Raw genomic sequence first — 24,977 nt, 5'->3', positions numbered from 1 at the left:
TGGCAATATTATAAATTAGGGTGTTCTAAATTTGTTGGACGGTGTGTCCCAAAATCGTACAGGGGGTGCAAGCGGCGCAGTCACTTTGATTTTGCAAGTCTGCTCAATCCTATAGCCAGACGAAGCGCATGTCTGGCGAAAAAGAAACGGGCCCCATTGCTGGAGACCCGTTTCACTATACTGGTGGTTCGCAGTCGAAACATCGGCGCCACGGATTTGCGGGGGCCGGTGTTGTCTATTACCGCTTTGCTTCCACTGCGTCCCAGAACAGAGCAGCAATATTGGTGCCGTCAAAACGCTCGATCTCGCGAATGCCGGTCGGCGAGGTGACGTTGATCTCGGTCATGTAGTCGCCGATAACGTCGATGCCGACCAGAATGAAACCGCGCTCCCGCAGGGACGGTCCGATGCGTGCGCAGATTTCACGTTCGCGCGCCGTGAGCTTGCTCTGTTCGGGCCTGCCGCCGACATGCATGTTGGAGCGCGCATCGGTTTCTGACGGCACGCGGTTGAGCGCACCGACCGGCTCGCCGTCGATCAGGATGATGCGCTTGTCGCCTGCGCGCACGTCTTTCAAATAGCGCTGGGCGATGAACGGCTCGCGGAAAAGCTGGCCGAACATTTCGAGCAGCGAAGTGAGGTTACGATCACCATCGGCCAGATGAAACACGCCCGCGCCGCCATTGCCATAGAGCGGCTTGAGGATAATGTCGCCAAATTCGCGGCGGAAATCCATGACTTCCTGCGGGTCCTTGGTGATGAGCGTTTCCGGCATCAGGTCGGGAAATTCGGTGACGAAGATCTTTTCGGGGCTATTGCGCACCCAGGCCGGATCGTTGACCACCAGGGTCTTCGGATGGATGCGCTCCAGAAGATGCGTGTTGGTGATGTAGTTCATGTCGAAAGGCGGGTCCTGACGCAGCAGCACCACATCCATTTCCAGCATGTCGCGGCGCTCAGGTACGCCCAGCGTGAAGTGATCGCCTTTGACGTCGCGCACTTCCAGTTTTTCGAGGCGCGCCGAAACGACGCCGTCGCGCATCGACAGGCGGTCAGGCGTATAATGATAAAGCTCGTGGCCGCGCTTCTGCGCCTCCAGCGAAAGAGCGAACGTTGTGTCGCCCGTGATGTTGATCGTGCTGATATGGTCCATCTGGACCGCGACTTTGAGAGCCATGATTTCCTCGCGATTCGAAGTTGCGGGAAATTTAAAACGGAATGCCCCGGCGATATAGTGCCTTTCTGCCGCCGAAACCGTGCCAATTCAGGCTTTCCGGCGTCCACAAAACACAAAAAAGTGTTTGCCATGGGGCCTCACTTCCAAACGAGGCAACCCTCCCCATATGATGGATCACAAATAGATACCCCTAGAATCAAGAGAACCTCATGAAAAAGATTGGCTTTCTCTCGTTCGGCCATTGGTCGCCCTCCCCGCAGTCGCAAACCCGTTCGGCTGCCGATACGCTGCTGCAATCGATAGATCTGGCAGTAGCCGCTGAAGAACTGGGGGCCGATGGCGCCTATTTCCGCGTGCACCATTTTGCGCGCCAGCTCGCCTCGCCTTTCCCGCTTCTGGCGGCGGTCGGCGCCAAGACCAGCAAGATCGAGATCGGCACCGGCGTCATCGATATGCGTTATGAAAACCCGCTTTACATGGCGGAAGATGCAGGCGCTGCCGACCTGATCGCTGGCGGACGCTTGCAGCTTGGTATCAGCCGCGGATCGCCCGAACAGGTGATCGACGGCTGGCGCTATTTCGGCTACGCGCCGGAAGAAGGCCAGACGGATGCCGATATGGGCCGCAAACATGCGGAAGTGTTTTTGCGCACATTGAAAGGCGAAGGCTTTGCGCAACCCAATCCGCGCCCGATGTTCCCCAACCCGCCCGGCCTGTTGCGCCTTGAGCCGTATTCGGAAGGATTGATCGACCGCATCTGGTGGGGCGCAGGGTCGAACGCCACCGCGGTCTGGGCAGCCAAGCTCGGCATGAACCTGCAAAGCTCCACGCTGAAAGACGACGAGACGGGCGAGCCGTTCCATATCCAGCAGGCAAAGCAGATACGCGCCTATCGCGAAGCCTGGAAGGAAGCGGGCCACAGCCGCACGCCGCGCGTTTCGGTGAGCCGCAGCGTCTTCGCGCTTGTCGATGACCGCGACCGTGCCTATTTCGGCGCTGGCGGCAAGGAGCAGGACAGCATCGGCTACATCGATGAGAATACGCGGGCGATCTTCGGTCGCTCCTATGCCGCGGAGCCGGAAGACCTCATCAAGGAACTGGCGCAGGACGAAGCGATTGCCGAGGCAGACACCCTGCTTCTGACCGTCCCCAACCAGCTTGGCGTCGACTATAATGCCCATGTCATCGAAGCGATTTTGAAACATGTCGCTCCGGCGCTTGGCTGGCGCTGAATTGCCGCATTTATGCCATGCCGAAGCTTTTCATTTGGCGGGAAAATGCTCTAGACACAGCGGTTGAATGATACTTTTCGGGAGGAAAAGGTGACGTCCGTCAAAACTGTCATATTCGCCGACCATATCGCAGAACTGGGCGAAGGCCCGGGTTACGATCCGCTGACAGGCCATGTCTGGTGGTTCGATATTCTCGGGCACAAACTCATCGAGCGAAACTGGGAAAGCGGGGCAATGGAGGTCCATGACCTCGGCATGAAAGCCAGCGCCCTTGCCGTCATCGACCGCGAGCGCCAGCTTCTGGTCAGCGAACACGGGCTGTTCATCCGCGAGCGCGCCAATGGTCGTCTGACGATGCATCATCCGCTGGAAGCCGACAATCCGGTGACGCGCTCCAATGATGCGCGCGTCCACCCCTCCGGCGCATTCTGGATCGGCACCATGGGCCGTAAGGCCGAGAAGGATGCCGGTTCCATCTGGTGGTATCGCGAAGGCCAGGTGAAGAAGCTCTTTTCCGGCATCACGATCACCAATTCGATCTGCTTTTCGCCGGATGGAAAGATCGCCTATTTCGCCGATACCGACCGCAATATCATCTGGCGTGTCGATACCGATCCTGAAACGGGGCTGCCGGTTTCGGAAAAGAGCGTCTTTCATCACCGTGTCGATGAAGGCGGCGTTGACGGATCAGTCGTGGATGCGGAAGGCACCGTCTGGAACGCCTGCTGGGGCGGAAAAGCGCTTCACGCCTATTCACCACAAGGTCGCCTGATCCGATCGATAGAACTGCCTGTAAGCCAGCCGTCCTGCCCGGCCTTTGTCGGCCCGGATGCGGCGGTGATGATCGTGACCAGCGCCCATGAAGGCATGAACGACGAGGCTCGTAACGCCGATCCCCATGCCGGAAAGGTGCTGCTGCTTGATCTCACATTGGCGGGGCGGCATGACCCGCCGGTAGCGCTCTAAAAGATAAAGGCCCCTTCCGAGGCCTTTTTCATTGTGGTGTCAGATACCCTCGACAATGACGATCTCACCATCCGCTACGGTCTGGCGAATAGCTTTCGCCGCCTGATATTCCGGCGAGTTGTAGCAATCGAGCGCGTGCTGCATGGTCTCGAACTCGATGATGACATTGCGCGCACGTCCTTGTCCTTCGACGGCTTCCGCCTTGCCGCCGCGCGCAATGAAATTCGCGCCATAGCGTTCGAAGGCGGGTTTGGCTGTGGACACATAATCCTTGTAGCGTTCCGGGTCGCGAACATCCACGCGGGCGATCCAATAGGCTTTCGTCATGCTTTCCTCCTCGAAAACTATTTACGCAGCGGAGCGCATTTCTTCCAGAATGGCAAGGGCAGACGCTTTGCGATCCGCTGCGCCGACAATCGGTCGCGCCACGACAAGATGGCTGGCGCCGGCACGAAGCGCATCCGCTGGCGTCATGACACGCTTCTGATCACCCTTCTCCGCGCCTGCGGGACGAATGCCCGGCGTCACCACCGCCATATCCGGTCCGATGGCCTGACGAATGGCGGCAGCTTCGGCTGCGGAAGCGACGATACCACCCATGCCGGCGTCCAGCGCCTGACGCGCGCGCTTCAGGACCAGCGTTTCCGCATTGTCGGAATAGCCCGCTTCGCGCAGGTCGGCATCATCCATCGACGTCAGAACCGTCACGCCGAGCAAGCAGAGATCTGACCCTCTGGCGGCTTCGACGGCAGCGCGCATGGCTTTTGGATAGGCATGGAGCGTGAGCATCGAAACGCCCATCTTCGCAACATTCTCCACGCCCTTGGCGATGGTGTTGTCGATGTCGAGCAGCTTCATGTCGAGGAAGACTTTCTTCTTCGCCGCAATCAAGCTCTTCGCAAAATCGAGACCGCCCGCAAAAACCAGCTGATAGCCGATCTTGTAGAAGGACACGGCATCACCGAGTTCCTCAACGGCTTTTTCCGCTTCGGCGATAGTCGGCACGTCGAGGCCCACGATCAGCTGATCGCGCAATTCTGTCGTCGTCATGAAATTCTCCGCTGCAATTTTTGTTCTAATCGCACAACGGGGCGCGGTACGAAAGATACCGCGCCCCGAAATATGCAGATTGAACGGAGAATCAGCCGACCCGGCTGATCACGCTCTGACAGACGGCTGTGAGCATTTTGGCGCTGCGCTCATCCTTGAGGGTGCCATCCTCGTTGAATGCCACCGAGGCGCGACCGACCGAACATTGTTCGGTCACGACCTGCGTTCCAACCGCCATCAACACCGCGCGCAGGTGGTAGAGCCCGCGCATACCGGCGAACATGCCATCCGACGTCGAACACAGACCGACCGTCAGCCCGCTATAGGGCCGCAGCGGCTGGTCGCCATCCTTGGAAATCCGGCTGACCCAGTCGAGCGTGTTTTTCAGCAGCGGCGGGATCGATGCATTATATTCCGGCGAGCAGATCAGAAGCGCGTCGTGTTCGGCAAAGAGCCGACCGAGCTTCATGGCGTTTTCGGGAACGCCATGCTCCTTTTCCAGATTCTGGTCCATCAGGGGCAACGGATAATCAGCAAGCGTGATGCGGGTGACTTCCGCACCCTGCGCCCGCAATTCCTGTTCGGCGGCATCCGCCATATGACCCGAGAAAGCGCCGATACGGATCGAACCGGCGAAGACAAGAACACGTGCGGTCATGGACAACTCCGAGAATCAGCAAATACAATCACGGACAGTCAATCAGCCGAGCGGCCTGCGGTAAACCCACAGCTGTGCTGGAGGAACATTACGCATGACGAAATCATAGTGCTGAACCGTATAGTTTCCGCGACCGGCTGGAACCGGCGGCAGAGGTCCATAAGTGATCTGCATGAACGGACGGCCGCGCGGAATGCGCGTCAGCATATCTTCGATAAGCTGCACACGGCGCGCCATCGGGAAGTTGAGCAGCGGCACGGCAGAAATAATACTGTCGAACTGCTGGTCCTTCATGGTGCCGAGCGTGGTGTCGAGATCGAACGCATCGCCCTGGATGATGTTCACCTCGGGATAGGTCTTGTTCAGATGCTCGACGAAATCCTGCGAATATTCGATCGAATAAAGATCGGATGGCTTCACGCCATGCTTGAGGATCGCCTTGGTGATGACGCCGGTGCCCGGCCCAAGTTCGAGAACCGGCAGGCCGGAATGGATATCGATCACGCTTGCCATGCGCCGCGCGGTGATGGAGCTGGTCGGCAGAATGGCGCCTACCGCTTTCGGCCCGTCAATCCACCCTTTGAAAAAACGGATTTCCTCGTCGAATTTCGCGGCGAGTTTCCTGCCGAGTTGACCTGCCATTCCGCATGCTCCCATTGTCGTTATTGGACAAGCTTATGCCGCTTTCAATTCCTTAAGCAAGGCAGGAATAAGGAAAATATGAAAAAAGGGAGCCGTTTGGCTCCCCTTTTTTACTCACCTATTCCCTCGAAGAATTCCTTCATCCGCGAGAAGAACCCGGCTGATTTCGGGCTGTTCTCCTGCGAGGAGAGCTTTTCGAATTCCTCCAGTAATTCGCGCTGGCGCTTCGACAGGTTCTGCGGCGTCTCAATATCGATCTGGATATAGAGATCGCCCACCGCCTGCTGGCGCAGAACCGGCATGCCCTTGCCCTTGAGGCGGAACTGCTTGGCGTTCTGCGTGCCTTCGGGAACCTTCACGCGGGTCTGGGTGCCGTCCAGTGTCGAGACTTCGAACTGGCCGCCCAGCGCCGCCGTGGTCATCGAGATCGGCACCTTGCAATAAAGGTCGGAGCCGTCGCGCTGGAAGAACTCGTGCGGCTTGACCGAAAGGAAGATGTAGAGATCACCCGACGGACCGCCGCGCATTCCGGCTTCGCCTTCGCCTGCAAGGCGAATACGGGTGCCGTCCTCGATCCCGGCCGGGATATTGACCGAAAGCGAACGCTCCTGCGTCACGCGGCCCTGACCGTGGCACTTGCCGCAAGGATCCTTGATGACCTGACCGCGACCATTACAGGTCGGGCAGGTGCGTTCCACCGAGAAGAAGCCCTGCGCCGCGCGCACCCGGCCCGAGCCCGAGCACATGGTACAGGTGGTGGGCTGCGAACCCGCCTTGGCACCCGAACCGGAGCATTCATCACAGGTGATGGAGGTCGGCACGCGAATCTGCGCCGTCTTGCCGGCGAAAGCTTCTTCGAGCGTCACTTCCATATTATAGCGCAGATCGGCGCCGCGTTCGCGACCGTTGCTGGAACGGCGGCGACCGCCACCCATCATCTCGCCAAAAATATCTTCGAAAATATCGGCAAAACCGCCCGCGCCCGCAAAGCCATTGCCAAAACCGGCACCTGCGCCGCCATTTTCAAAGGCAGCATGGCCGAAACGGTCATAGGCTGCCCGCTTCTGCGGGTCCTTCAGCGTTTCGTAAGCTTCGCCGATTTCCTTGAACTTGCGTTCAGCTTCCGGATTATCCGGGTTGCGATCAGGATGGTACTGCATGGCGAGCTTGCGAAAAGCCGCTTTCAGCGTCTTGTCATCGCAGGACTTTTCTACGCCCAATGCTTCGTAATAATCGATCTTCATACGTCCGTTACCCCGGCGGCTGGACCGGACTCCCAACCGGAGCCTTCGTTATTATTCATCGTCTGCCGAATACCGAAACTGGCAAAAGCCCGGCATGGAGCCGGGCTTTCACTGTCAGCGGCAGATGATTACGACTTCTTCTTGTCGTCGTCGATTTCTTCATAGTCGGCGTCAACGACATCGTCCTTGGACGAAGCCTGCTCGCCGCCTTCGGCGTCCGCACCTTCAGAAGCCTGCGCTGCCTCATACATGGCCTGACCGAGCTTCATCGCCGTTTCAGCGAGCGTCTGGGTCTTGGCCTTGATGTCTTCGGCATCGTCACCTTCAAGCGAGGTCTTGAGCGCAGCGATCGCGCCTTCGATGGCCTGCTTGTCGTCTTCCGAGACCTTGTCGCCGTAATCCTTCAGCGACTTTTCCGTCGAGTGGATCAGGCTTTCGGCCTGGTTCTTGGCTTCAACGGCATCGCGGCGCTTCTTGTCGGCGTCGGCATTGGCCTCGGCGTCCTTGACCATCTTTTCGATGTCGGCATCCGACAGACCGCCCGAAGCCTGAATGCGGATCTGGTGCTCCTTGCCGGTGCCCTTATCCTTGGCCGATACGTTGACGATACCGTTGGCGTCGATGTCGAAGGTCACTTCGATCTGCGGCACGCCACGCGGTGCAGGCGGAATGCCCACGAGGTCGAACTGGCCGAGGATCTTGTTGTCGGCAGCCATTTCACGCTCGCCCTGGAAGACGCGGATCGTCACAGCCGACTGATTGTCTTCGGCAGTGGAGAAGGTCTGCGACTTCTTGGTCGGGATGGTCGTGTTGCGGTCGATCAGACGGGTGAACACGCCACCGAGCGTTTCGATGCCGAGCGACAGCGGGGTCACGTCGAGCAGCAGAACGTCCTTGACGTCGCCCTGCAGAACGCCGCCCTGAATGGCCGCGCCCATGGCGACGACTTCATCCGGGTTCACGCCCTTGTGCGGTTCCTTGCCGAAGAAGGCCTTCACGACTTCCTGGATCTTGGGCATGCGGGTCATGCCGCCGACCAGAACCACTTCGTCGATTTCACCAGCCTTGAGACCGGCATCCTTCAGAGCGGCCTTGCACGGCTCAATCGTGCGCTTGACGAGGTCTTCGACAAGGCTTTCGAACTTGGCGCGCGACAGCTTGATGGCCAGATGCTTCGGACCCGTTGCGTCAGCGGTGATGAACGGCAGGTTGATTTCGGTCTGCTGGGCAGCCGACAGTTCAATCTTGGCCTTTTCGGCAGCTTCCTTGAGGCGCTGCAGAGCAAGCTTGTCGTTCTTCAGATCGATGCCGCTTTCCTTCTTGAACTCGGTGATCATGTAGTCGACGATGTGCATGTCGAAGTCTTCACCGCCGAGGAACGTGTCACCGTTGGTGGACTTCACTTCGAACACGCCGTCACCGATCTCAAGCACCGACACGTCGAAGGTGCCGCCGCCAAGATCGTATACGGCAATAGTCTTGCCTTCGCTCTTGTCGAGACCATAGGCGAGCGCAGCAGCGGTCGGCTCGTTGATGATGCGCAGCACTTCCAGACCGGCAATCTTGCCAGCGTCCTTGGTGGCCTGACGCTGGGCGTCGTTGAAGTAAGCCGGAACCGTGATAACGGCCTGCGTGACGGTTTCGCCGAGGTAAGATTCAGCCGTTTCCTTCATTTTCTGAAGGATCATCGCGGAAACCTGCGATGGCGAATACTTCTTCCCGTGAACTTCTACCCAGGCATCGCCATTGTCGCCCTTGACGATCTTGTAAGGGACGAGATCCTTGTCCTTGGTGACCATCGGATCGTCGAAACGGCGACCGATCAGGCGCTTGACTGCAAACAGGGTGCCTTCCGGATTGGTGACGGCCTGACGTTTCGCAGGCTGACCAGCGAGACGTTCGTCACTATCGGTGAAAGCAATGATGGAAGGCGTCGTGCGGGCGCCTTCGGCATTCTCGATGACCTTCGCGCTCTTACCGTCCATAACGGCGACGCAGGAGTTGGTCGTTCCCAGATCGATACCAATAACTTTAGCCATATTTCTCTCCATTCAGCAAACCGCCAAGACCTCTACCGAGCGTTCCATGGGCGGCTCCTACGGTTTTTCACAATGCCCGCTTCAAGGTTGGGTTTCCGGAGGTTTTTTCAAGACCCCTCGGCCTGTCATCGAAGCCCTGTGCGAGGCGTATATAAGAAAGGCGCTTTTTCACTGCAAGTCAGAACAGCCGGACAGTCATAAATTCCTTCCCGGCTAATCTGACAGGTCTTTATCCGGACGATCCCTACAGGGAACCTATAGGTCTACGAAACCATTATTTTTGCCCGCCCGATAGATCGCGTCGATGACGCGCTGATTGGCCTTGGAATTCTCCAATGAAAACAAGGCTACATCCTCGCCCTGTACGACGCGCACAAAATTTTGCGCCTGCAACTGATAATGGTTTACGTCCGAAAACGACCATTCCGTCGCTTCCGTATGGCCTGCGTCGTTGAGCGTCACGCGGCTATGGCCATATTTGCCGGTGTTGAACGGCGCATGAACCTCGATGAAGCCCTTGTCGCCGTGGAAAACCATGAACTGACGCCCGGCAAGCTGCGTCGCTACATAGAAAGTCATGTCGAAGCCGTCGAATCGGGCCGCGACATTGGCATAGCGGTCAGTGCCGAAATTCGGGTCGATTTCGACGGAAGCCTGCACGGAGAGCGGCTCCTTGCCCGTGACCATGCGGGTTACGACCGTCGGATAAACGCCGATATCCGGCAACGCGCCGCCGCCGAGGTCGGGCTGATTGCGCATATTGCCGGGATCGACGTTGAAATAGCTGAAAGCGCCCTGAACATGGCGCAACGTGCCGATGGCGCCTTCGGCCAGCAATGCGCGCACCTTGATCCATTGCGGATGGTAATAGACCATGAAGGCCTCGGCGATTGTGACCTTGTGCTTGTCGCGTGCGGCGATGAGCTGGTCGATATCGTCGGCTTTCAGCGCTATCGGCTTTTCACACAGCACATGCTTGCCGGCTTCCGCCGCCTTGATCGTCCATTCGATATGCTGCGATGTCGGCAGCGGGATATAAACGCCGTCCACCTGATCGCTGGCCAGCAATTCCTCATAGGAGCCGAAGGCAAGCGGGGCACCGAAACGGTCGGCCACGGCGCGGGCACGCGCGTGATCGCGGCTCGCTATCGCATGGACCACGCCATTATCCGACGCGGCCAATGCGGGAATCACCTGCGTGACGCCGATTTTGGCGGTGGAAAGAATACCCCAACGGAACATGCCATTTCCTTTAGTTTCGCGGCTGAACACTATCATCGATTTCGTGACCGGTGGTAATCGATGACATGTTTGACCGAAAGACAAAAGGAAAAATCCCGTTACAGGCGTTCTTTCCAAAAAGGCGTAAATTCACATCCGCCGCAAGGCTGGCGGCGCAAGCGTCAACAGCCCGGCCAGTGTCATGGCGAAGCCAACCCACAGTGGCGCGTGGAGACCATATCCCGCTTCCATCGCCAGACCGCCGATCCATGGACCAAGGCCGAGGCCGATATTGATAACCGATGCGTGCATTGCATTCACCAATGCGCCGGGATGGGCAATGCGCATCACACGCGCCACGAAAGCCGGGTTCAAGGCAATGCCGGTCAGGCCGATCATCACGATGGCGAGGATTGCGGCAGGCTTGAGTTCGGCGAAAAGCGCGAAGATCAGCATGGCTGCAAGCATCACCACAAGACCTGCAAAGATCGTCATGATCGTGTGCCGATCGGCAAAGCGACCGGAAACATAGTTGCCGACGATGTTGGCCGCACCATAGACGGCGAGCAGGAACGGAACCTGCATGGCCGAAAATCCGGCCAATTCCACGGTGATCGGCGACAGATAGCTGTAAACCGCAAAAGACGAGCCGATGACCAGCGCGCTGGTGGCATAGGCCGCCCAGAGTTTTGGCTTGCGCATTTCCGCCAGCTCCGACCGCAGATCGGCCTGCGGTCCGTCACGGGTCGTTTCGATCTTCAGCGCGATGACCAGCGCACAAAGCAGAATCAGCACCACGATGCTCCAGAAGCTGGCGCGCCAGCCGAACGCATTGGTGATCGCCGTTGCAATCGGCACGCCCAGCACGGTGCAGAGCATCAATCCGGCAAAGACCAGCGAGGATGCCCGGCCGCGCAGTTCCGGCGCGACGAGTTGCGCCGTAATGGCGAGCATGAGGCCGAAACTGGTTGCGGCGGCCATGCCGGTCAGCACGCGGGCGGCCAGAAGCACCTGGAAATTGCTGGTGGAGGCGGCAACGCTCTGCGCGAGCGCATAGAAGATCAAAAGGCCGAGCAGTCCGCGCTTGTTCTCGATCTTCAGGGCCAGAAACAGCACCGTTACCAGCGGACCGCCGACCATCATGCCCAAGGCATAGAGCGAAATCAGATTGCCGATATCGGCAATGGAGCGGCCAAAAGCTTCCTGAAGCGAGGGCATCATGCCCGAAATCATCAGTTCGGAGGTCGTCAGCGCAAAAACGCCGAGACTGAGACAATAGACAACCAGCGGTATTGCCCGCGCCTCTTTACGGGACGCAACCGTCCCCTCCGCCGCAAGGGCAGAATCGCACGAATCGTTCATGGAGACGAATCCTATTTATGTAATAATGATTATATAATTCATATCGACTTGTTCGAGCGCGTCAAGAGAATTATATAAGACAGACTACAGAAAGGGAGGAAAAATGGTTTCGCGCGGTCGCCCGCGCAGTTTCGATCGCGATGCTGCGCTGGACAAGGTCATGAAAGTTTTCTGGGCCAAAGGCTATGAATGCGCCCAGATCAGCGATTTCACGGCAGCCATAGGCATTACGCCGCCGAGCTTCTATGCCGCTTTCGGCAATAAGGAGCTGGCTTTCCGCGAGGCCGTGGATTTTTACCGACGCACCATCGGCGCTGCCCCCTTCAGAGCTTTGGAAGTCGCCGCCACCATTCAGGACGGCATACGCCTCTGGCTTGAATTGAGCGCAGACAGCGCTTTTGCGTGTCCTGCTGGCGGCTGCATGATCAGCGTCAGCTCGATCCAGTGCAAACCGGAGAACGTCCCGGTCAAGGAATTCCTGACAGCCATTCGCCACACCAATCAGGACCTGCTTTCCAAGCGCCTGCAACGCGCCTTGCGCGAGGGCGACCTGCCGCCCGAAACCGACATCGCCCAGATGAGCGAATTCTACCACGCGATCCAGCAGAGCCTCTCCTATGAGGCGCGCGACGGCAGTTCGCGGGCCGCGGTGCAAAAGATCATCGACATGGCCATGCGCGCCATGCCCGCAAAAGTAAAAAGCCCGGCTTGAAGCCGGGCTTTTTACTTTTTGCTTATCCGCGCAGCACGCCGCCGGTCTGTTTGGCGACACTTGCCACAACCTGTTTCGACAATGCGTCCAGATCTTCGTCGGTCAGGGTGCGGTCCTGCGGCTGAAGCAGCACTTCAACCGCAATCGACTTCTTGCCTTCGCCAAGCGATGCACCGGTGAAGATATCGAACACCTGAACGCCGACGATCAGCTTCTTGTCGGCTGCCGAAACCGCCTTCACGACATTGCCCGCCTCGACGGTGGCATCGACCACGAAAGCATAGTCGCGTTTGAGGCTCTGGAACTGCGACAGGTTGAGCGCAGGCTTGGTGCGGGTCGCCTTTGCCTTCGGCTCAGGGATCGCATCGATATAGATTTCGAAGCCGCAGAGATTGCCCGACACGTCGAGGGCTTCCAGCGTGTCCGGATGGAACTCGCCGAAATAGCCAAGCACGACCTTGGGGCCGAGCTTCAGCGTGCCGGAACGGCCCGGATGGAACCATTCCGGTCCACCGGCTTCGATCTGGATGCGATCAACCGGCGCACCGGCAGCTTCCAGCGCCGCCAGCGCATCGGCCTTGGCGTCGAACACGCCAACGGTCGCCGCATTGCCCGACCAGAAGCGGCCAGCGCCTTCAACGCCCGCCGTTCCGCGACGGATACCACCGGCCACACGGCGCTGCTTCTCCGGCGTGTCGCCTTCATAGATGCCCGAAACCTCGAACAGAGCGATATCGCCAAAACCGCGATCCGCATTGCGCTGTGCCGCAGCCAAGAGGCCCGGCAGAAGCGACGGACGCATATCCGACATGTCGGCTGCAATCGGGTTGGCAAGCTTCAGCTCCGGCTGGCCGCCGCCAAATGCCTTGGCCTGCGCTTCGGAAATGAAGGAATAGGTCACCGCTTCCAGCATGCCGCGCGAAGCGAGCATACGGCGGGCATGACGCGTGCGAATCTGCAAGGTGGTCAGGATGCGGCCATTGACGGCGCCATGGTTTGGCAGCGGCTGCGGCTCGATCTGGTTGATGCCGTGAATACGCATGACTTCTTCAACGAGGTCGGCCTTGCCTTCCACGTCTCCACGCCATGTCGGCACCGTTGCCTTGATGACCTTGCCATCGCCTTCGACACCGAAGCCGAGACGCTTCAGGATATCGAGCGAAGCGTCGTAGGAAACCTCGATACCTGTCAGGCGCTTTACTTCCGTGACCGGGAAATCGATGACGCGCGCAGCTGGCGCCTTGTAACCGACAACGTCGAGAACCGTTGGTTGTCCGCCACACAGGTCCAGCACCAGCTGGGTCGCAATTTCCGCACCCGGAACCATCATTTCCGGATCGACGCCGCGCTCGAACCGATAGCGCGCATCGGTGACGATGCCGAGTTCGCGACCCGTGCGTGCAATCATGCGCGCATCCCAAAGCGCGGATTCGATCAGCACATCGACCGTGTTCTCGTCGCAACCGGAATGCTCGCCACCCATGATGCCCGCAATCGATTCGGGACCGTTTTCATCGGCAATGATGTAAATGCCGGGCTTCAGCTTGTACTCACGCTGGTCGAGCGCCAGAATGGTTTCGCCTTCACGCGCCGCACGCACCGTCAGATTGCCCTTGACCTTGGCCGCGTCGAAAACATGCAGCGGACGGCCCTGATCGAAGGTCACGTAATTGGTGATATCCACCAGCGCATTGATCGGGCGCAGGCCGATTGCCTTCAGACGCTGCTGCATCCATTTCGGGCTCGGGCCATTCTTCACGCCCTTGACCATGCGCAGCGCAAAGCCAAGGCAGAACGGGTTTTCCGCATCCTGATCGAGAACGATCTTCACCGGCGTTTCGCCTTCGCCCTTGGCGGCGGCTGGCAGCGTGTTCTTCAGCGTGCCGAGACCGGCGGCTGCCAGATCGCGGGCAATGCCGTGAATACCGGTGCAATCGGCGCGGTTCGGCGTGAGGCCGATTTCGATAATCGGATCGTCAAGGCCCATATAGGCCGCAAAGCTTGTGCCCACCGGTGCATTTTCTGGCAGATCGATAATGCCGTTATGCTCGTCGGACAGTTCCAGCTCACGCTCGGAGCACATCATGCCAAAACTTTCGACACCGCGAATCTTGCCGACCGACAGCGTGACATCGAGACCCGGCACATAGTCGCCCGGACGGCCCAGAACACCGACCAGACCGGCGCGGGCATTCGGCGCGCCGCAAACGACCTGTACCGGCTTGCCATCGCCCGTATCGACGGAGAGCACGCGCAGCTTGTCGGCATCGGGATGCTGGGTGGCGCTCACCACCTTGGCGATCTTGAAAGCCTTGAAGGCGGCGCGGTCATCGACCGATTCCACTTCAAGACCGATATCGGTCAGCTTCTCGACGATCTGGTCGAGCGTCGCATCGGTTTCAAGGTGATCCTTGAGCCAGGAAAGCGTGAATTTCATGATCGTGTTCTTTCCTAAAAATCAGCGTTTGAGCACTTCGACAACGCGAAAGCGCTCGCAAAGCAATTCCATATCTGGAGAGAAGCCGCCGTTGCGGCGAAAATAGGCTTCGTGGCCCTTTCGCCATTCTTCCAGCGGGCCTTCGCCCTCCTGTTCCGCAAATGCGGCATCAACCTCATCAAAGCGGCAGACCGTCAGTTCGACGGTTTCGACCACCGCAGCGGGTCGGCCAAGACCATCCAGAACCACATCGCGACGACCGATGACCGGCATCGGCTCGCCGTCTTCACCGAATGAGGCAAGCGCGGCGCAGGTCGCAGTCTTGCGACCTGCCAGAACCAGCGCAAGCAGCTCATCGGCGAGTTCCGGCGAATCGCCAAAGGCGAAAGTCACGGCATCGCGATAAGGTTCGGGCAATTGCGTCATGCGCTGAGGCCACCAAACAGCGTCGGCAGATCGAGCGGACGGAAACCGTAATGGTTGATCCAGCGCACATCGGCATCGAAGAAAGCGCGCAGATCCGGCATGCCGTATTTCAGCATGGCGATGCGGTCGATACCCATGCCCCAGGCAAAGCCCTGATAGACGTCCGGGTCATAACCCGAAGCGCGCAGCACATTCGGATGCACCATGCCGCAGCCCAGAATTTCGAGCCAGTCATTGCCCTCGCCGAACTTCACATGCGGGCCGGAGCGGTCGCACTGGATATCCACTTCGACAGATGGTTCCGTGAACGGGAAGAAGCTCGGACGCATGCGCATCGTCACCGACGGCACTTCGAAGAACGCCTTGCAGAACTCTTCCAGCACCCACTTCATGTTGGCGACATTGGCCGACTTGTCCACGACCAGACCTTCGACCTGATGGAACATCGGCGAATGGGTGGCGTCGGAATCCATGCGATAGGTTTTGCCCGGGATCACGATGCGGATCGGCTCGTCGCGGCCTTCCTTGTCACGGATCGCTGCAAACTTCTCCATCGTGTGCACCTGCACCGGCGATGTATGCGTGCGCAGAAGCTTGCGCTCGCCCTTTTCATCCGGATTGAAGAAGAACGTGTCGTGCATCTCGCGCGCCGGGTGCCCTTCCGGAAAATTCAGCGCGGTGAAATTGTAGTAATCAGTTTCGATATCCGGACCTTCGGCAATCGAGAAACCCATATCGGCGAAGATCGCCGTGATTTCGTCCACCACCTGCGAAATCGGATGAATGCGGCCGCGCGAGGCAGCGCTTTCACGAACCGGCAGCGTCACATCGACTTTTTCGCGTTCCAGACGGGCCGCAACCGCAGCCTTGCGCAGCGCAGACTTGCGCTCCGTCAGCGCATCGGTGACGCGGTTCTTCAGGCCGTTAATCGCCGGGCCCTGAAGCTGGCGTTCTTCCGGCGTCATGGTGCCGAGCAGTTTCAACTTCTCGGAAACCGTGCCCTTCTTGCCCAGTGCCGCGACGCGGACCGCTTCAATCGCCTGCTCATCGCTGGCGGCGGCGATTTCGCCCATGATCGTTTGTTCGAGTTGTTCAAGATCGCTCATTGTCTATATCCCTCTCGTGTCCAAGGGACACTCGACGCCTCTTGTTTACATCCCTGTCGTGCCTTTGGCACTCCACGCCTCTTGTTTGCTTCCCTGTCGCGCCGATGGCGCTCCACGCCTCTTGTCTATTTCCCTGCGCGCCTGCAACACCCACGCCTCTTGATCGGCGATATCGGCACCGGGCACCAGATAAGAAAGAAAAACCCGCGCCAGCCGAGCCAGCGCGGGTTCCCCAAATTCACAATGTCACTTGGGAAGGGCTGGCTTAGCGGACAGCGCCTTCAAAAGCGTTCGGCGTTTCGGTGTTCTTGAGGTACTCAAGAGCCTTCTTTGCCGATGCAACCAGCGCACCGAATGCATCCGGTTCGTGGATTGCGATATCGGACAGGACCTTGCGGTCGATTTCGATACCAGCCTTGGCCAGACCGTCGATGAAACGGCCATAGGTCAGGCCCTGCTCGCGGACAGCAGCATTGATGCGCTGGATCCAGAGCGCGCGGAACGTACGCTTGCGATTCTTACGGTCGCGGTAAGCATACTGCTTCGAACGGTCAACTGCAGCCTTGGCGGTGCGGATGGTGTTCTTGCGACGACCGCGGAAACCGGCAGCCTGATCGAGAACTTTTTTGTGCTTGGCGTGTGAGGTAACGCCGCGTTTTACGCGTGCCATATCATGATCTCCTTAAAGGACAGCGGCTTAGAGGCCGTTAGGCAGGAACTGTTTTACGATCTTCGCATCTGCTTCCGAGAGCACCATGGTGCCGCGTGCATCGCGAATGAACTTGTTCGAGCGCTTGATCATGCCATGGCGCTTGCCTGCAGCCGCAGCTACAACTTTGCCAGTGCCGGTGATTTTGAACCGCTTCTTCGCGGCCGATTTGGTCTTCATCTTGGGCATTTTGCTACTCCTTAATTGCGATCCCCGTCGTGCCTGCGGCACTCCACGCCTCTTGTTATGGAAGGCGTTCGTGCCTGAAACCGACCGAAATCTGTTTTTACTTTCAGGCAGACCAAGCCTGAAAAGCATACGAAACCGCCACGGCATGCCCTGCCGGGCGGTTCGAACGCGGCCTTATAGGCTTAAAGCCCATAAAACGCAATGGCTGAATCAACCGAAATTGATCAATAAAGCCGCAACAAAACCGACAAGACATGGATGTCCTGCAGGTACTCGATAAATTCGAAGAACGGATAGGCTACGAAGAATACCAGCCCATCTATGAAAGTACGATAGAGCCGGTCCGGCTTCACCGTGACCGTCGCGTCGTCGCTATAGATCGAAAACTTCGGGAAGAAGCGTGGAACCTCACGGCAATAAGCGCGGTAAGGCTCGCCGAAATTCTGCTCCAGAAATTTTTCTTCTGTGCGGATGACGATGGAAAAGGCGATATAGCAAAGCACGCCGAAGCCGGCTGCCACGATGATACTGCCCGTCTGCGCGCCGATGCCCATCGCACCGATGGTGCTGAACACATAAAGCGGGTTGCGCGTGATCGAATAAGGACCGCTGCGCACGATTTCCGCGCTCTTGCGCCCGCCGATATAAAGCGTGCACCACAGGCGCCCGAGAATCGCGGCGACGATGAAGCTGATGCCGATCGCCTCAATATATTCATGCGCGTGCCCGACCCAGGCCGAGCGCACGAAAAGCAGCGCGATCACCAGCAGCGCAATCACAACGCCAATCGCCAGACGGCGACGTTGCTGATATCTTCCCAATTCACCTATCGTCTTCATAATTGTTCCACGATTGCCACATTGGTTGCCGCCCATCCGATTGCGGGCAAATTTCCGGCAAAGAAAAACCGCCCGAAGGCGGCTTTTCCAAGACAATTCTGAAAAATCAGCGCGGTGCAAGCACCATCATCATCTGACGGCCTTCGAGCTTCGGCTCGGACTCGACCTTCGCGATTTCGACAGTGTCTTCTTTTACACGCTGCAGAAGCTTCATACCGAGCTCCTGGTGCGCCATTTCACGGCCACGGAAACGCAAGGTAACCTTTACCTTGTCGCCTTCCTCAAAGAAACGCACGGCAGCCTTCATCTTCACCTCATAATCATGAGTGTCGATGTTCGGTCGCATCTTGATTTCCTTGATTTCAACCGTTTTCTGCTTCTTGCGTGCCTCGGCGGCCTTTTTCTGGTTCTGATACTTCAGCTTACCAAGGTCTACGATCTTGCAAACCGGAGGCTCTGCGTTCGGCACGATCTCAACGAGATCGAGGCCCGCTTCCTCTGCCATAGCAATCGCTTCCTGAATGGAAACATCACCATGGTTCTGGCCTTCGGCATCGATAAGCTGGACCCGGGGAACCCGGATGTCACGGTTGGAGCGCGGTCCGTCTTTCTGGACCGGCGTCGCTCTGAACGGTCGGCGAATGGTCGTTATCTCCTGATTGTTAACGTTCATACGGCAAGAACTTTTGTCGCTCACACGACATATCCCCGATCAAACCGCAGTTGATCGCGGAAATGTCGTCAAGCAAGCGGCGAAGTCAATAGCATCTTTGACAGGAAAAATCACCCCCACTTGATAAAGAGCTAAATCGGGGGCTGAAAGCGACATATCGGTCACATTTCCTGCAATTTCAAGGGCTGCCAAGCGATTGGGCTGATCGCGCGGGTTTCCTCGCCAGACAAGACATGGCAAAAGTCATCCCAACAATCAGGAGACTCAGATGAGCAGTGCGGGGCCAGAACTGGAGCCAGAATTTCTTGACGTGGACGGCGCGAAGATTGCCGTTCGCCACAGAGAGGGTAAAAATCGGCCCGGTGTCGTCTGGTTAGGTGGCTATCGTTCCGACATGCGCGGCACCAAGGCCCTCGTTCTCGATGAATGGGCCGAAAAGACCGGCCATAGCGCGCTGCGGCTCGACTATTCCGGTCACGGCGAATCCGGCGGCGATTTCAATCAGGGCACGATTTCGCGCTGGCTCAACGAAAGCCTTGCCGTCTATCGCCATTATGCCAAAGGCCCGCAAATTCTCGTCGGCTCGTCCATGGGCGGCTGGATTGCGCTGCGAATGGCGCAGGAATTGAAGAAGGAAGGCAAGGAGCCCGCCGGCATCGTGTTGATTGCGCCCGCCCCCGACTTCACGGCGGTGCTTGTCGAGCCAACCCTTTCTGACGCCCAAAAGCGTGACTTACAGGAAAAGGGTTATTTCGAAGAGCCTTCCGACTATTCGCCCAATCCGTACGTCTACACACGTGCGCTTCTCGAAGACGGCCGCCAGAACCTCGTACTCAAGGGCATTATCGAAACCGGATGCCCGGTCCATATTCTGCAAGGCATGCAGGACCCGGACGTGCCGTACAAGCACGCGCTGACGCTGGTGGAGCATCTGCCGGTCGATGATGTGACGCTGACGCTTGTACGCGACGGCGACCACCGGCTGTCACGCCCGCAGGATCTCGATCTTCTCATCCGCACGGTCTCCGGTTTGGCCGAACGTGTGACCACAACAGCATAACGGGGCATCATCATGCGCTTTTCGGTCATCGCGTCATCGGCGGTTGCGGCCATTGTTGGCTTCGGCGGCACGCTGGCGCTGATCATCGCCGCCGCACAGGTTCTGGGCGCCACACAGGCCGAAACGGCGAGCTGGGTCACGGCCATTTGTCTTTCCATCGCCGCCACCTCAGCCTGGCTCAGCACGCGCTATCGCATGCCGATCATCGCGGCATGGTCGACGCCCGGACTGGCGTTGATCGGCGCAAGCGCCGGTTTCACCATGGCGGAAGCCGTCGGCGCCTTCATCGTGACGGCAATTGCGCTGATCGCGACCGGACTGATCCGCCAGCTTTCGGTGCTGGTCTCGCGCATACCGGCCTCCGTTGCCTCGGGCATGCTTGCGGGCGTACTGCTCAGCTTCGTCATCGCCGCCGCCAAGACTGTTCCCTTCGATCCCGTTTTCGTGCTGCCGCTGGTAGCGCTGTTCTTCCTGATCCGCCTCTTCAACCCGTCGCTGGCAGTCATCGCCGTTCTGGTGGTCGGGATGATCTTCGCGCTTGTTTCAGGCCGCTCGCCAACCCTGCCCGCACCGGAAATCTCGACGCTCACCCTCGTCTGGCCGGAATTTCATTTGGGCGCGATGATCGGCCTCGCCTTGCCGCTCTATCTCGTCACCATGGCGTCGCAGAACCTGCCCGGTTTTGCGGTGCTGCGCGCATCCGGCTATGAACCGCCGACCAGCGCCTGCCTGCGCGTGACGGGTCTATTCTCCATACTGTCGGCACCGTTCGGTGCATCCACCACCAATCTGGCGGCGATTTCGGCAGCACTTTGCACCAATCCCGATGCCCATCCCGATCCCACCAAGCGCTGGCTGACCGGGCCGGTCTATGCGGCAATCTATGTTGTGTTCGCTTTGTTCGGCGCATCGCTGGTTGCGATCTTCGCCGTGCTGCCGACAACGCTGATCGCGCTGGTCGCCGGTCTTGCCCTGACCGGCCCGTTCATCAACGCCATGTCGCTTGCCTTGAAGGACGAACCGGAGCGCCTTGCCGCCACGATCACTTTCGCTGTGACCGCCTCCGGCATGGCATTCTTCGGGGTCGGTTCGGCCTTCTGGGCCTTGATAGCCGGGCTCGCCGTTACTTTTCTCGAACATTTTCGGAAAAAAATTTCGAGATAATCACATTGGTTAGCTCTGACTCCCTCTGAATCGCACTGGAATCAGATTGCGACATGCTTGAAATGCCGCAATCCCCTCACCAATTCGAAATCAAGCCGCCAAACACGAAATGTCCGCATAATGTGGACCTGGCAGGCCTGATTTTATGGAGCAGACCATGACCAATTCCGCATTGATACGACCGGCATGGACGCCAGCCACGATTGCGCTGATGGTGCTCGGCTTCTTTCTCTTCTGGCCGCTTGGCCTTGCCATGCTCGCCTATATTCTTTGGGGCGACCGCCTCGAAGGGTTCAAGCGCGGCGTCAACGAGAAGACCGATTCCATGTTCGGTTCTTTCCGCAACTGCCGCAAAAGCGAGAGCTTCAACTTTGGCAGCGCAACCGGCAACGCAGCCTTCGACGACTGGCGTCGCGAAGAACTGGACCGCCTTGCCGAAGAACGCCGCAAGCTTGACGAAGCCCGCGCCGAATTCGAATCCTATGCCGCAGAGCTTCGCCGCGCACGCGACAAGGAAGAGTTCGACCGCTTCATGGCTGAGCGTCGCGCTGCCGCCAAGAAGACGCCAGCAAAGGGCAACAAGAATGACATCACCGATCTTTGATCGCGGATAACAGCTTGAAAACTATTGAAACGGCGCGGGTTTTCCGCGCCGTTTTGCTTAAAACAGCTTTTTTGTCTGGCTTTTCGCACGAATCGCTTATTCTTGCGCGATGGGCTTATCCTTCCTTCGGCAAATCAGCGGCAACAGGGCATCTGCCAATACGGCAACTGTCCGGAGCGAACGCATCCATGCGGTGGCCGGTCGCGAGCTGTCATTGCGTGTCTTCGAAAACCCGCGCGCCAAACGGCTGACGCTGCGCATCGAAGCTGGCGGAAAAGGCCTGCGCATCACGGTTCCGCCCGGACTGCCCGAGCGCGAAGTGCAGAGTTTTCTCAAGCGCCATCAGGGCTGGATCGAAAGCCGCATCACCAAACTGCCGGATCAGCCGGGTGTTCGCCCCGGCGTGAAAATTCCGATCCGCGGCGTGCCGCATCTGATTACACATCAGCCCGGACGCGGCACGGTCGACCTCCTTGAAGGCAATGTGCTGCTGGTTCACGGCGACCCCGCCCATCTGCCACGCCGTCTGGCAGACTATCTCAAAGGGCAGGTGAAGCGCGATATAGAGGCGCTCGTCATCCGCCATACGGCAAGCGTCGGGCGCAAGGCCAAGGCCGTCCGCTTCAAGGACACCAAGAGCCGCTGGGGGTCGTGCACCTCCGATGGCGTTCTTTCCTTTTCATGGCGGATCGGCATGGCGCCACCGGCCGTCATCAACTATCTCGTCGCGCATGAAGTCGCGCATCTGATCGAGATGAATCATGGGCCGCAATTCTGGAAACTCTGTCAGGAGCTTTGCCCCGATACGGAACGCTGCAAGGCGTGGCTGAAGCGAAATGGCAGCGCATTACAGGCTATAGACTTTACATGAACCGATCGATACTGACCGCCGCCAAGGTGCTGTGGGACTACCACTGCATTTACGATCCAATTCCGGCATCCGATGTCATCATCGGCCTTGCCAGCTATGATCTGCGTGTGGCAGAGCGCGCTGCCGATCTCTATCTTGAAGGCATGGCGCCGCTGGTGATCTTCACCGGCAAAAGCGGTCACTGGACCGAAAACCTCTATCCTGCCAGCGAAGCGGAAGCCTTTGCCGAAGTGGCGATCCGGCGCGGAGTGCCGGAAGAAGCAATCACCATCGAGCCCAACGCCACCAATATCGGCGAGAATATCCGCTTCTCGCTGGAAAAAATGCTGCCGGGCGTGATCAGCCCGATTTTCGTCACCAAGCCGCAGACCCAGCGCCGCGTGCATGCCACCGTCGCCCGGCAATGGCCGGAAGCAAAGGCAAGCGTGACGGCGCCGCTCCTTTCCTTTGAAGAACAGCCGACGCCTTCCTATCCGGTGGAGATGCTCATCAACGAGATGACCGGCGATCTGGAGCGCATTCTGGACTATCCCGCCAAAGGCTACCAGATTGCGCAGGCGGTTCCCATGGAGGTCATGGAAGCGTATGATTTCTTGATCGCACGCGGTTTTGACGGACATACCGCCAGAGAATAGCTGCGAACTGCTTGAGAAGCGCACCGTTTTGTGCGACGGGAAACCATGGTTTTGGATATCAAGATATGCGGGCTGAAAACGCCTGATACAGTCGCTGCCGCTCTCAACGGCGGTGCGACGCATATCGGCTTTATCTTTTTTCCCAAAAGCCCGCGCAATATCACGCCGGACGCCGCAGCCGTTTTGCGCCCTGCCGCGCTTGGCCGCGCCAAAGTTGTCGCCGTGACGGTCGATGCCGACGATGCGACGCTGGATGAAATCGTCAGCGCCGTAAAACCGGATATTCTGCAATTGCATGGCCATGAAACGCCTGAGCGCGTGCGCTTTGTGAAGGAACGCTACGGCCTGCCGGTCATGAAAGCCTTTGCGATCCGCAGCGCCGACGATCTGGCCGCAATCATGCCCTATAAGGGCATTGCCGACCGCTTCCTGTTCGACGCCAAGCCGCCGAAGGGATCGGAATTGCCGGGCGGCAACGGGGTTTCCTTCGACTGGGGCCTGCTCGATGCGCTTGACGCGGATGTCGATTACATGCTTTCCGGTGGATTGAACGCTGGCAATATTGCAGAGGCGCTGCACGAGACGCACGCGCCGGGCATCGACATATCGTCCGGCGTCGAGCGCGCACCCGGCGTTAAGGACGTGCGTCTCATTGAAGATTTTTTCCAGGCTGTCGCCGATGCGGATGTGTCACCATCCGCAAAACGCGCCTGAACATGACGGAGCTGAAGCGTTGAACAAGCCGGTTGAACCCAATTCCTACAAGACAGGCCCGGACGAAGAGGGCATGTTCGGTATTTTCGGCGGACGTTTCGTCGCCGAGACGCTGATGCCGCTGATCCTCGAATTGCAGGAGGCCTACGAAACGGCCAAGAACGATCCTGAATTCAAGGCCGAGCTTTCCGCCCTTTCGACCTATTATGCCGGTCGCCCGTCGAAGCTGTATTATGCCGAAGGGCTGACCAAGCATCTGGGCGGTGCAAAAATCTACTTCAAGCGCGAAGACCTGAACCACACCGGCAGCCACAAAATCAACAACTGCCTCGGTCAGATTCTGCTCGCCAAGCGCATGGGCAAGACGCGCATCATCGCCGAAACCGGTGCTGGCCAGCATGGTGTGGCATCGGCAACCGTCGCTGCACGTTTCGGCCTGCCTTGCGTCGTCTATATGGGCGCGACGGACGTTGAACGTCAGAAGCCGAATGTGTTCCGCATGAAGCTGCTGGGTGCCGAAGTAAAGCCGGTCACGGCTGGCAACGGCACGCTCAAGGACGCGATGAACGAAGCGCTTCGCGACTGGGTCACGAATGTTGAAGACACCTATTACCTGATCGGCACGGCTGCGGGTCCGCATCCTTATCCGGAACTCGTGCGCGACTTCCAGTCGGTCATCGGCACGGAAGCGCGCCAGCAGATTCTCGAACAGGAAGGCCGTCTACCGGATGTCATCATCGCGGCTGTCGGCGGCGGTTCCAATGCCATCGGCCTGTTCCATCCCTTCCTCGATGACGCATCGGTCAAGATCGTCGGCGTCGAGGCAGGCGGTCACGGTCTGGACGGTGACGAGCATTGCGCATCGATGAGCGCAGGTCGTCCCGGCGTTCTGCACGGCAACCGCACCTATCTGCTCCAGAACGAAGATGGCCAGATCCTCGAAGGCCATTCGGTCTCCGCCGGTCTCGACTATCCGGGCGTCGGCCCGGAACATTCCTGGCTCAAGGATACGGGTCGCGTCGATTATGTGCCGATCCTCGATCAGGAAGCACTGGATGCCTTCCAGCTTGCAACCCGCGTCGAAGGCATCATTCCGGCGCTCGAATCCGCCCATGCCATTGCGCAGGCCGTCAAGATGGCGCCAACCATGGGCAAGGACCAGATCATGATCGTCAACCTGTCTGGCCGTGGCGATAAGGACGTTCACACGGTCGGCAAGCTTCTCGGCATGGATATCTGAGGACAGA

Annotated in this window: 27 protein-coding genes; 11 read left to right on the top strand and 16 right to left on the bottom strand. The window is 58.5% G+C overall.

The window, feature by feature from the left end:
• Nucleotides 1-238: 238 nt before the first annotated feature.
• Complete coding sequence (gene gshB / locus HWD97_RS00820; protein ID WP_109370077.1) at nt 239-1,177, bottom strand: glutathione synthase; 939 nt, start codon at nt 1,175-1,177, stop codon at nt 239-241.
• 209 nt (nt 1,178-1,386) lie between these two features.
• On the opposite strand from gshB, the gene HWD97_RS00815 reads away from it, so the two are divergent.
• Both HWD97_RS00815 and HWD97_RS00810 read left to right on the top strand, forming a co-directional pair.
• The gene (locus tag HWD97_RS00815) at nt 1,387-2,409 is read left to right on the top strand and encodes an LLM class flavin-dependent oxidoreductase (protein ID WP_109370076.1); all 1,023 of its coding nucleotides are present in this window, start codon (nt 1,387-1,389) and stop codon (nt 2,407-2,409) included.
• Nucleotides 2,410-2,499: 90 nt separating this feature from the next.
• A complete protein-coding gene (locus HWD97_RS00810; protein WP_109370343.1) occupies nt 2,500-3,375 on the top strand; it encodes an SMP-30/gluconolactonase/LRE family protein in 876 nt (291 codons plus the stop codon).
• Between the two features lie 39 nt (nt 3,376-3,414).
• On the opposite strand, the gene HWD97_RS00805 is transcribed toward HWD97_RS00810, so the two are convergent.
• From HWD97_RS00805 to HWD97_RS00770, 8 genes are all read right to left on the bottom strand, one after another.
• Nucleotides 3,415-3,702 (bottom strand): DUF1330 domain-containing protein, encoded by a 288-nt coding sequence (locus HWD97_RS00805; RefSeq protein WP_109370075.1) that lies wholly within the window; start codon nt 3,700-3,702, stop codon nt 3,415-3,417.
• Between the two features lie 21 nt (nt 3,703-3,723).
• The gene (gene pyrF / locus HWD97_RS00800) at nt 3,724-4,425 is read right to left on the bottom strand and encodes an orotidine-5'-phosphate decarboxylase (RefSeq protein WP_109370074.1); all 702 of its coding nucleotides are present in this window, start codon (nt 4,423-4,425) and stop codon (nt 3,724-3,726) included.
• A 91-nt stretch (nt 4,426-4,516) separates the two neighbouring features.
• Nucleotides 4,517-5,083 (bottom strand): NADPH-dependent FMN reductase, encoded by a 567-nt coding sequence (locus HWD97_RS00795; protein WP_109370073.1) that lies wholly within the window; start codon nt 5,081-5,083, stop codon nt 4,517-4,519.
• A 42-nt stretch (nt 5,084-5,125) separates the two neighbouring features.
• Entirely contained in the window at nt 5,126-5,725 is a 600-nt protein-coding gene (gene pmtA, locus HWD97_RS00790; protein ID WP_109370072.1) for a phospholipid N-methyltransferase PmtA, read from the bottom strand.
• Nucleotides 5,726-5,835: 110 nt separating this feature from the next.
• Nucleotides 5,836-6,969 (bottom strand): molecular chaperone DnaJ, encoded by a 1,134-nt coding sequence (dnaJ, locus tag HWD97_RS00785; RefSeq protein ID WP_109370071.1) that lies wholly within the window; start codon nt 6,967-6,969, stop codon nt 5,836-5,838.
• A gap of 128 nt (nt 6,970-7,097) precedes the next feature.
• Complete coding sequence (gene dnaK, locus HWD97_RS00780; protein ID WP_109370070.1) at nt 7,098-9,008, bottom strand: molecular chaperone DnaK; 1,911 nt, start codon at nt 9,006-9,008, stop codon at nt 7,098-7,100.
• A 255-nt stretch (nt 9,009-9,263) separates the two neighbouring features.
• Nucleotides 9,264-10,250 carry a Gfo/Idh/MocA family protein gene (locus HWD97_RS00775; protein WP_109370069.1) on the bottom strand — a complete coding sequence of 329 codons (987 nt, stop codon included), beginning with the start codon at nt 10,248-10,250 and terminating at the stop codon, nt 9,264-9,266.
• Between the two features lie 129 nt (nt 10,251-10,379).
• On the bottom strand, nt 10,380-11,591 hold the full coding sequence (locus HWD97_RS00770) for an MFS transporter (RefSeq protein ID WP_109370068.1): 1,212 nt from the start codon (nt 11,589-11,591) through the stop codon (nt 10,380-10,382).
• 103 nt (nt 11,592-11,694) lie between these two features.
• Here HWD97_RS00770 and HWD97_RS00765 point away from each other — a divergent pair, with 103 nt between their 5' ends.
• Nucleotides 11,695-12,303 carry a TetR/AcrR family transcriptional regulator gene (locus HWD97_RS00765; RefSeq protein ID WP_109370067.1) on the top strand — a complete coding sequence of 203 codons (609 nt, stop codon included), beginning with the start codon at nt 11,695-11,697 and terminating at the stop codon, nt 12,301-12,303.
• A gap of 22 nt (nt 12,304-12,325) precedes the next feature.
• Here HWD97_RS00765 and pheT read toward each other — a convergent pair whose 3' ends face one another.
• From pheT to infC, 7 genes are all read right to left on the bottom strand, one after another.
• Nucleotides 12,326-14,740, bottom strand: a complete 2,415-nt coding sequence (pheT, locus tag HWD97_RS00760) for a phenylalanine--tRNA ligase subunit beta (protein WP_109370066.1) — start codon at nt 14,738-14,740, stop codon at nt 12,326-12,328.
• 21 nt (nt 14,741-14,761) lie between these two features.
• Nucleotides 14,762-15,166, bottom strand: coding sequence for an ASCH domain-containing protein (locus tag HWD97_RS00755; RefSeq protein ID WP_109370065.1), 405 nt, complete (start codon nt 15,164-15,166; stop codon nt 14,762-14,764).
• Entirely contained in the window at nt 15,163-16,272 is a 1,110-nt protein-coding gene (pheS, locus tag HWD97_RS00750) for a phenylalanine--tRNA ligase subunit alpha (protein WP_109370064.1), read from the bottom strand. The genes HWD97_RS00755 and pheS overlap by 4 nt, the downstream gene beginning before the upstream one ends.
• 265 nt (nt 16,273-16,537) lie before the next feature.
• Nucleotides 16,538-16,942: a 50S ribosomal protein L20 gene (gene rplT, locus HWD97_RS00745; RefSeq protein WP_105543029.1), complete on the bottom strand. Its 405-nt coding sequence runs from the start codon at nt 16,940-16,942 to the stop codon at nt 16,538-16,540.
• 27 nt (nt 16,943-16,969) lie between these two features.
• On the bottom strand, nt 16,970-17,170 hold the full coding sequence (gene rpmI / locus HWD97_RS00740; RefSeq protein ID WP_024898386.1) for a 50S ribosomal protein L35: 201 nt from the start codon (nt 17,168-17,170) through the stop codon (nt 16,970-16,972).
• Between the two features lie 224 nt (nt 17,171-17,394).
• Complete coding sequence (locus HWD97_RS00735; protein ID WP_109370063.1) at nt 17,395-18,009, bottom strand: isoprenylcysteine carboxylmethyltransferase family protein; 615 nt, start codon at nt 18,007-18,009, stop codon at nt 17,395-17,397.
• A gap of 106 nt (nt 18,010-18,115) precedes the next feature.
• A complete protein-coding gene (gene infC, locus HWD97_RS00730) occupies nt 18,116-18,568 on the bottom strand; it encodes a translation initiation factor IF-3 (RefSeq protein WP_318282644.1) in 453 nt (150 codons plus the stop codon).
• On the opposite strand from infC, the gene HWD97_RS00725 reads away from it, so the two are divergent.
• From HWD97_RS00725 to trpB, 8 genes are all read left to right on the top strand, one after another.
• Nucleotides 18,545-18,736, top strand: coding sequence for a hypothetical protein (locus HWD97_RS00725; RefSeq protein ID WP_319080802.1), 192 nt, complete (start codon nt 18,545-18,547; stop codon nt 18,734-18,736). The genes infC and HWD97_RS00725 overlap by 24 nt on opposite strands.
• Nucleotides 18,737-18,950: 214 nt before the next feature.
• Nucleotides 18,951-19,742 carry a carboxylesterase gene (locus HWD97_RS00720; protein ID WP_109370062.1) on the top strand — a complete coding sequence of 264 codons (792 nt, stop codon included), beginning with the start codon at nt 18,951-18,953 and terminating at the stop codon, nt 19,740-19,742.
• Nucleotides 19,743-19,754: 12 nt separating this feature from the next.
• Nucleotides 19,755-20,906, top strand: a complete 1,152-nt coding sequence (locus HWD97_RS00715; RefSeq protein WP_109370061.1) for a benzoate/H(+) symporter BenE family transporter — start codon at nt 19,755-19,757, stop codon at nt 20,904-20,906.
• 157 nt (nt 20,907-21,063) lie between these two features.
• The gene (locus HWD97_RS00710) at nt 21,064-21,510 is read left to right on the top strand and encodes a DUF2852 domain-containing protein (protein ID WP_371834588.1); all 447 of its coding nucleotides are present in this window, start codon (nt 21,064-21,066) and stop codon (nt 21,508-21,510) included.
• Nucleotides 21,511-21,619: 109 nt separating this feature from the next.
• Nucleotides 21,620-22,381 carry a M48 family metallopeptidase gene (locus HWD97_RS00705; protein WP_140026069.1) on the top strand — a complete coding sequence of 254 codons (762 nt, stop codon included), beginning with the start codon at nt 21,620-21,622 and terminating at the stop codon, nt 22,379-22,381.
• Nucleotides 22,378-23,016: a YdcF family protein gene (locus tag HWD97_RS00700; RefSeq protein WP_371834587.1), complete on the top strand. Its 639-nt coding sequence runs from the start codon at nt 22,378-22,380 to the stop codon at nt 23,014-23,016. The genes HWD97_RS00705 and HWD97_RS00700 overlap by 4 nt, the downstream gene beginning before the upstream one ends.
• Before the next feature lie 45 nt (nt 23,017-23,061).
• Nucleotides 23,062-23,730 (top strand): phosphoribosylanthranilate isomerase, encoded by a 669-nt coding sequence (locus tag HWD97_RS00695; RefSeq protein ID WP_371834586.1) that lies wholly within the window; start codon nt 23,062-23,064, stop codon nt 23,728-23,730.
• A 19-nt stretch (nt 23,731-23,749) separates the two neighbouring features.
• Nucleotides 23,750-24,970: a tryptophan synthase subunit beta gene (trpB, locus tag HWD97_RS00690; protein WP_121537430.1), complete on the top strand. Its 1,221-nt coding sequence runs from the start codon at nt 23,750-23,752 to the stop codon at nt 24,968-24,970.
• The last annotated feature ends 7 nt before the right edge of the window (nt 24,971-24,977 follow it).

The organism is Ochrobactrum sp. C6C9 (genome assembly GCF_022627935.1).
Taxonomy (GTDB): Bacteria; Pseudomonadota; Alphaproteobacteria; order Rhizobiales; family Rhizobiaceae; genus Brucella; species Brucella teleogrylli.
Note: the sequence above shows the minus strand (reverse complement) of the source record. Positions and strands in the feature narration are given on the sequence as shown.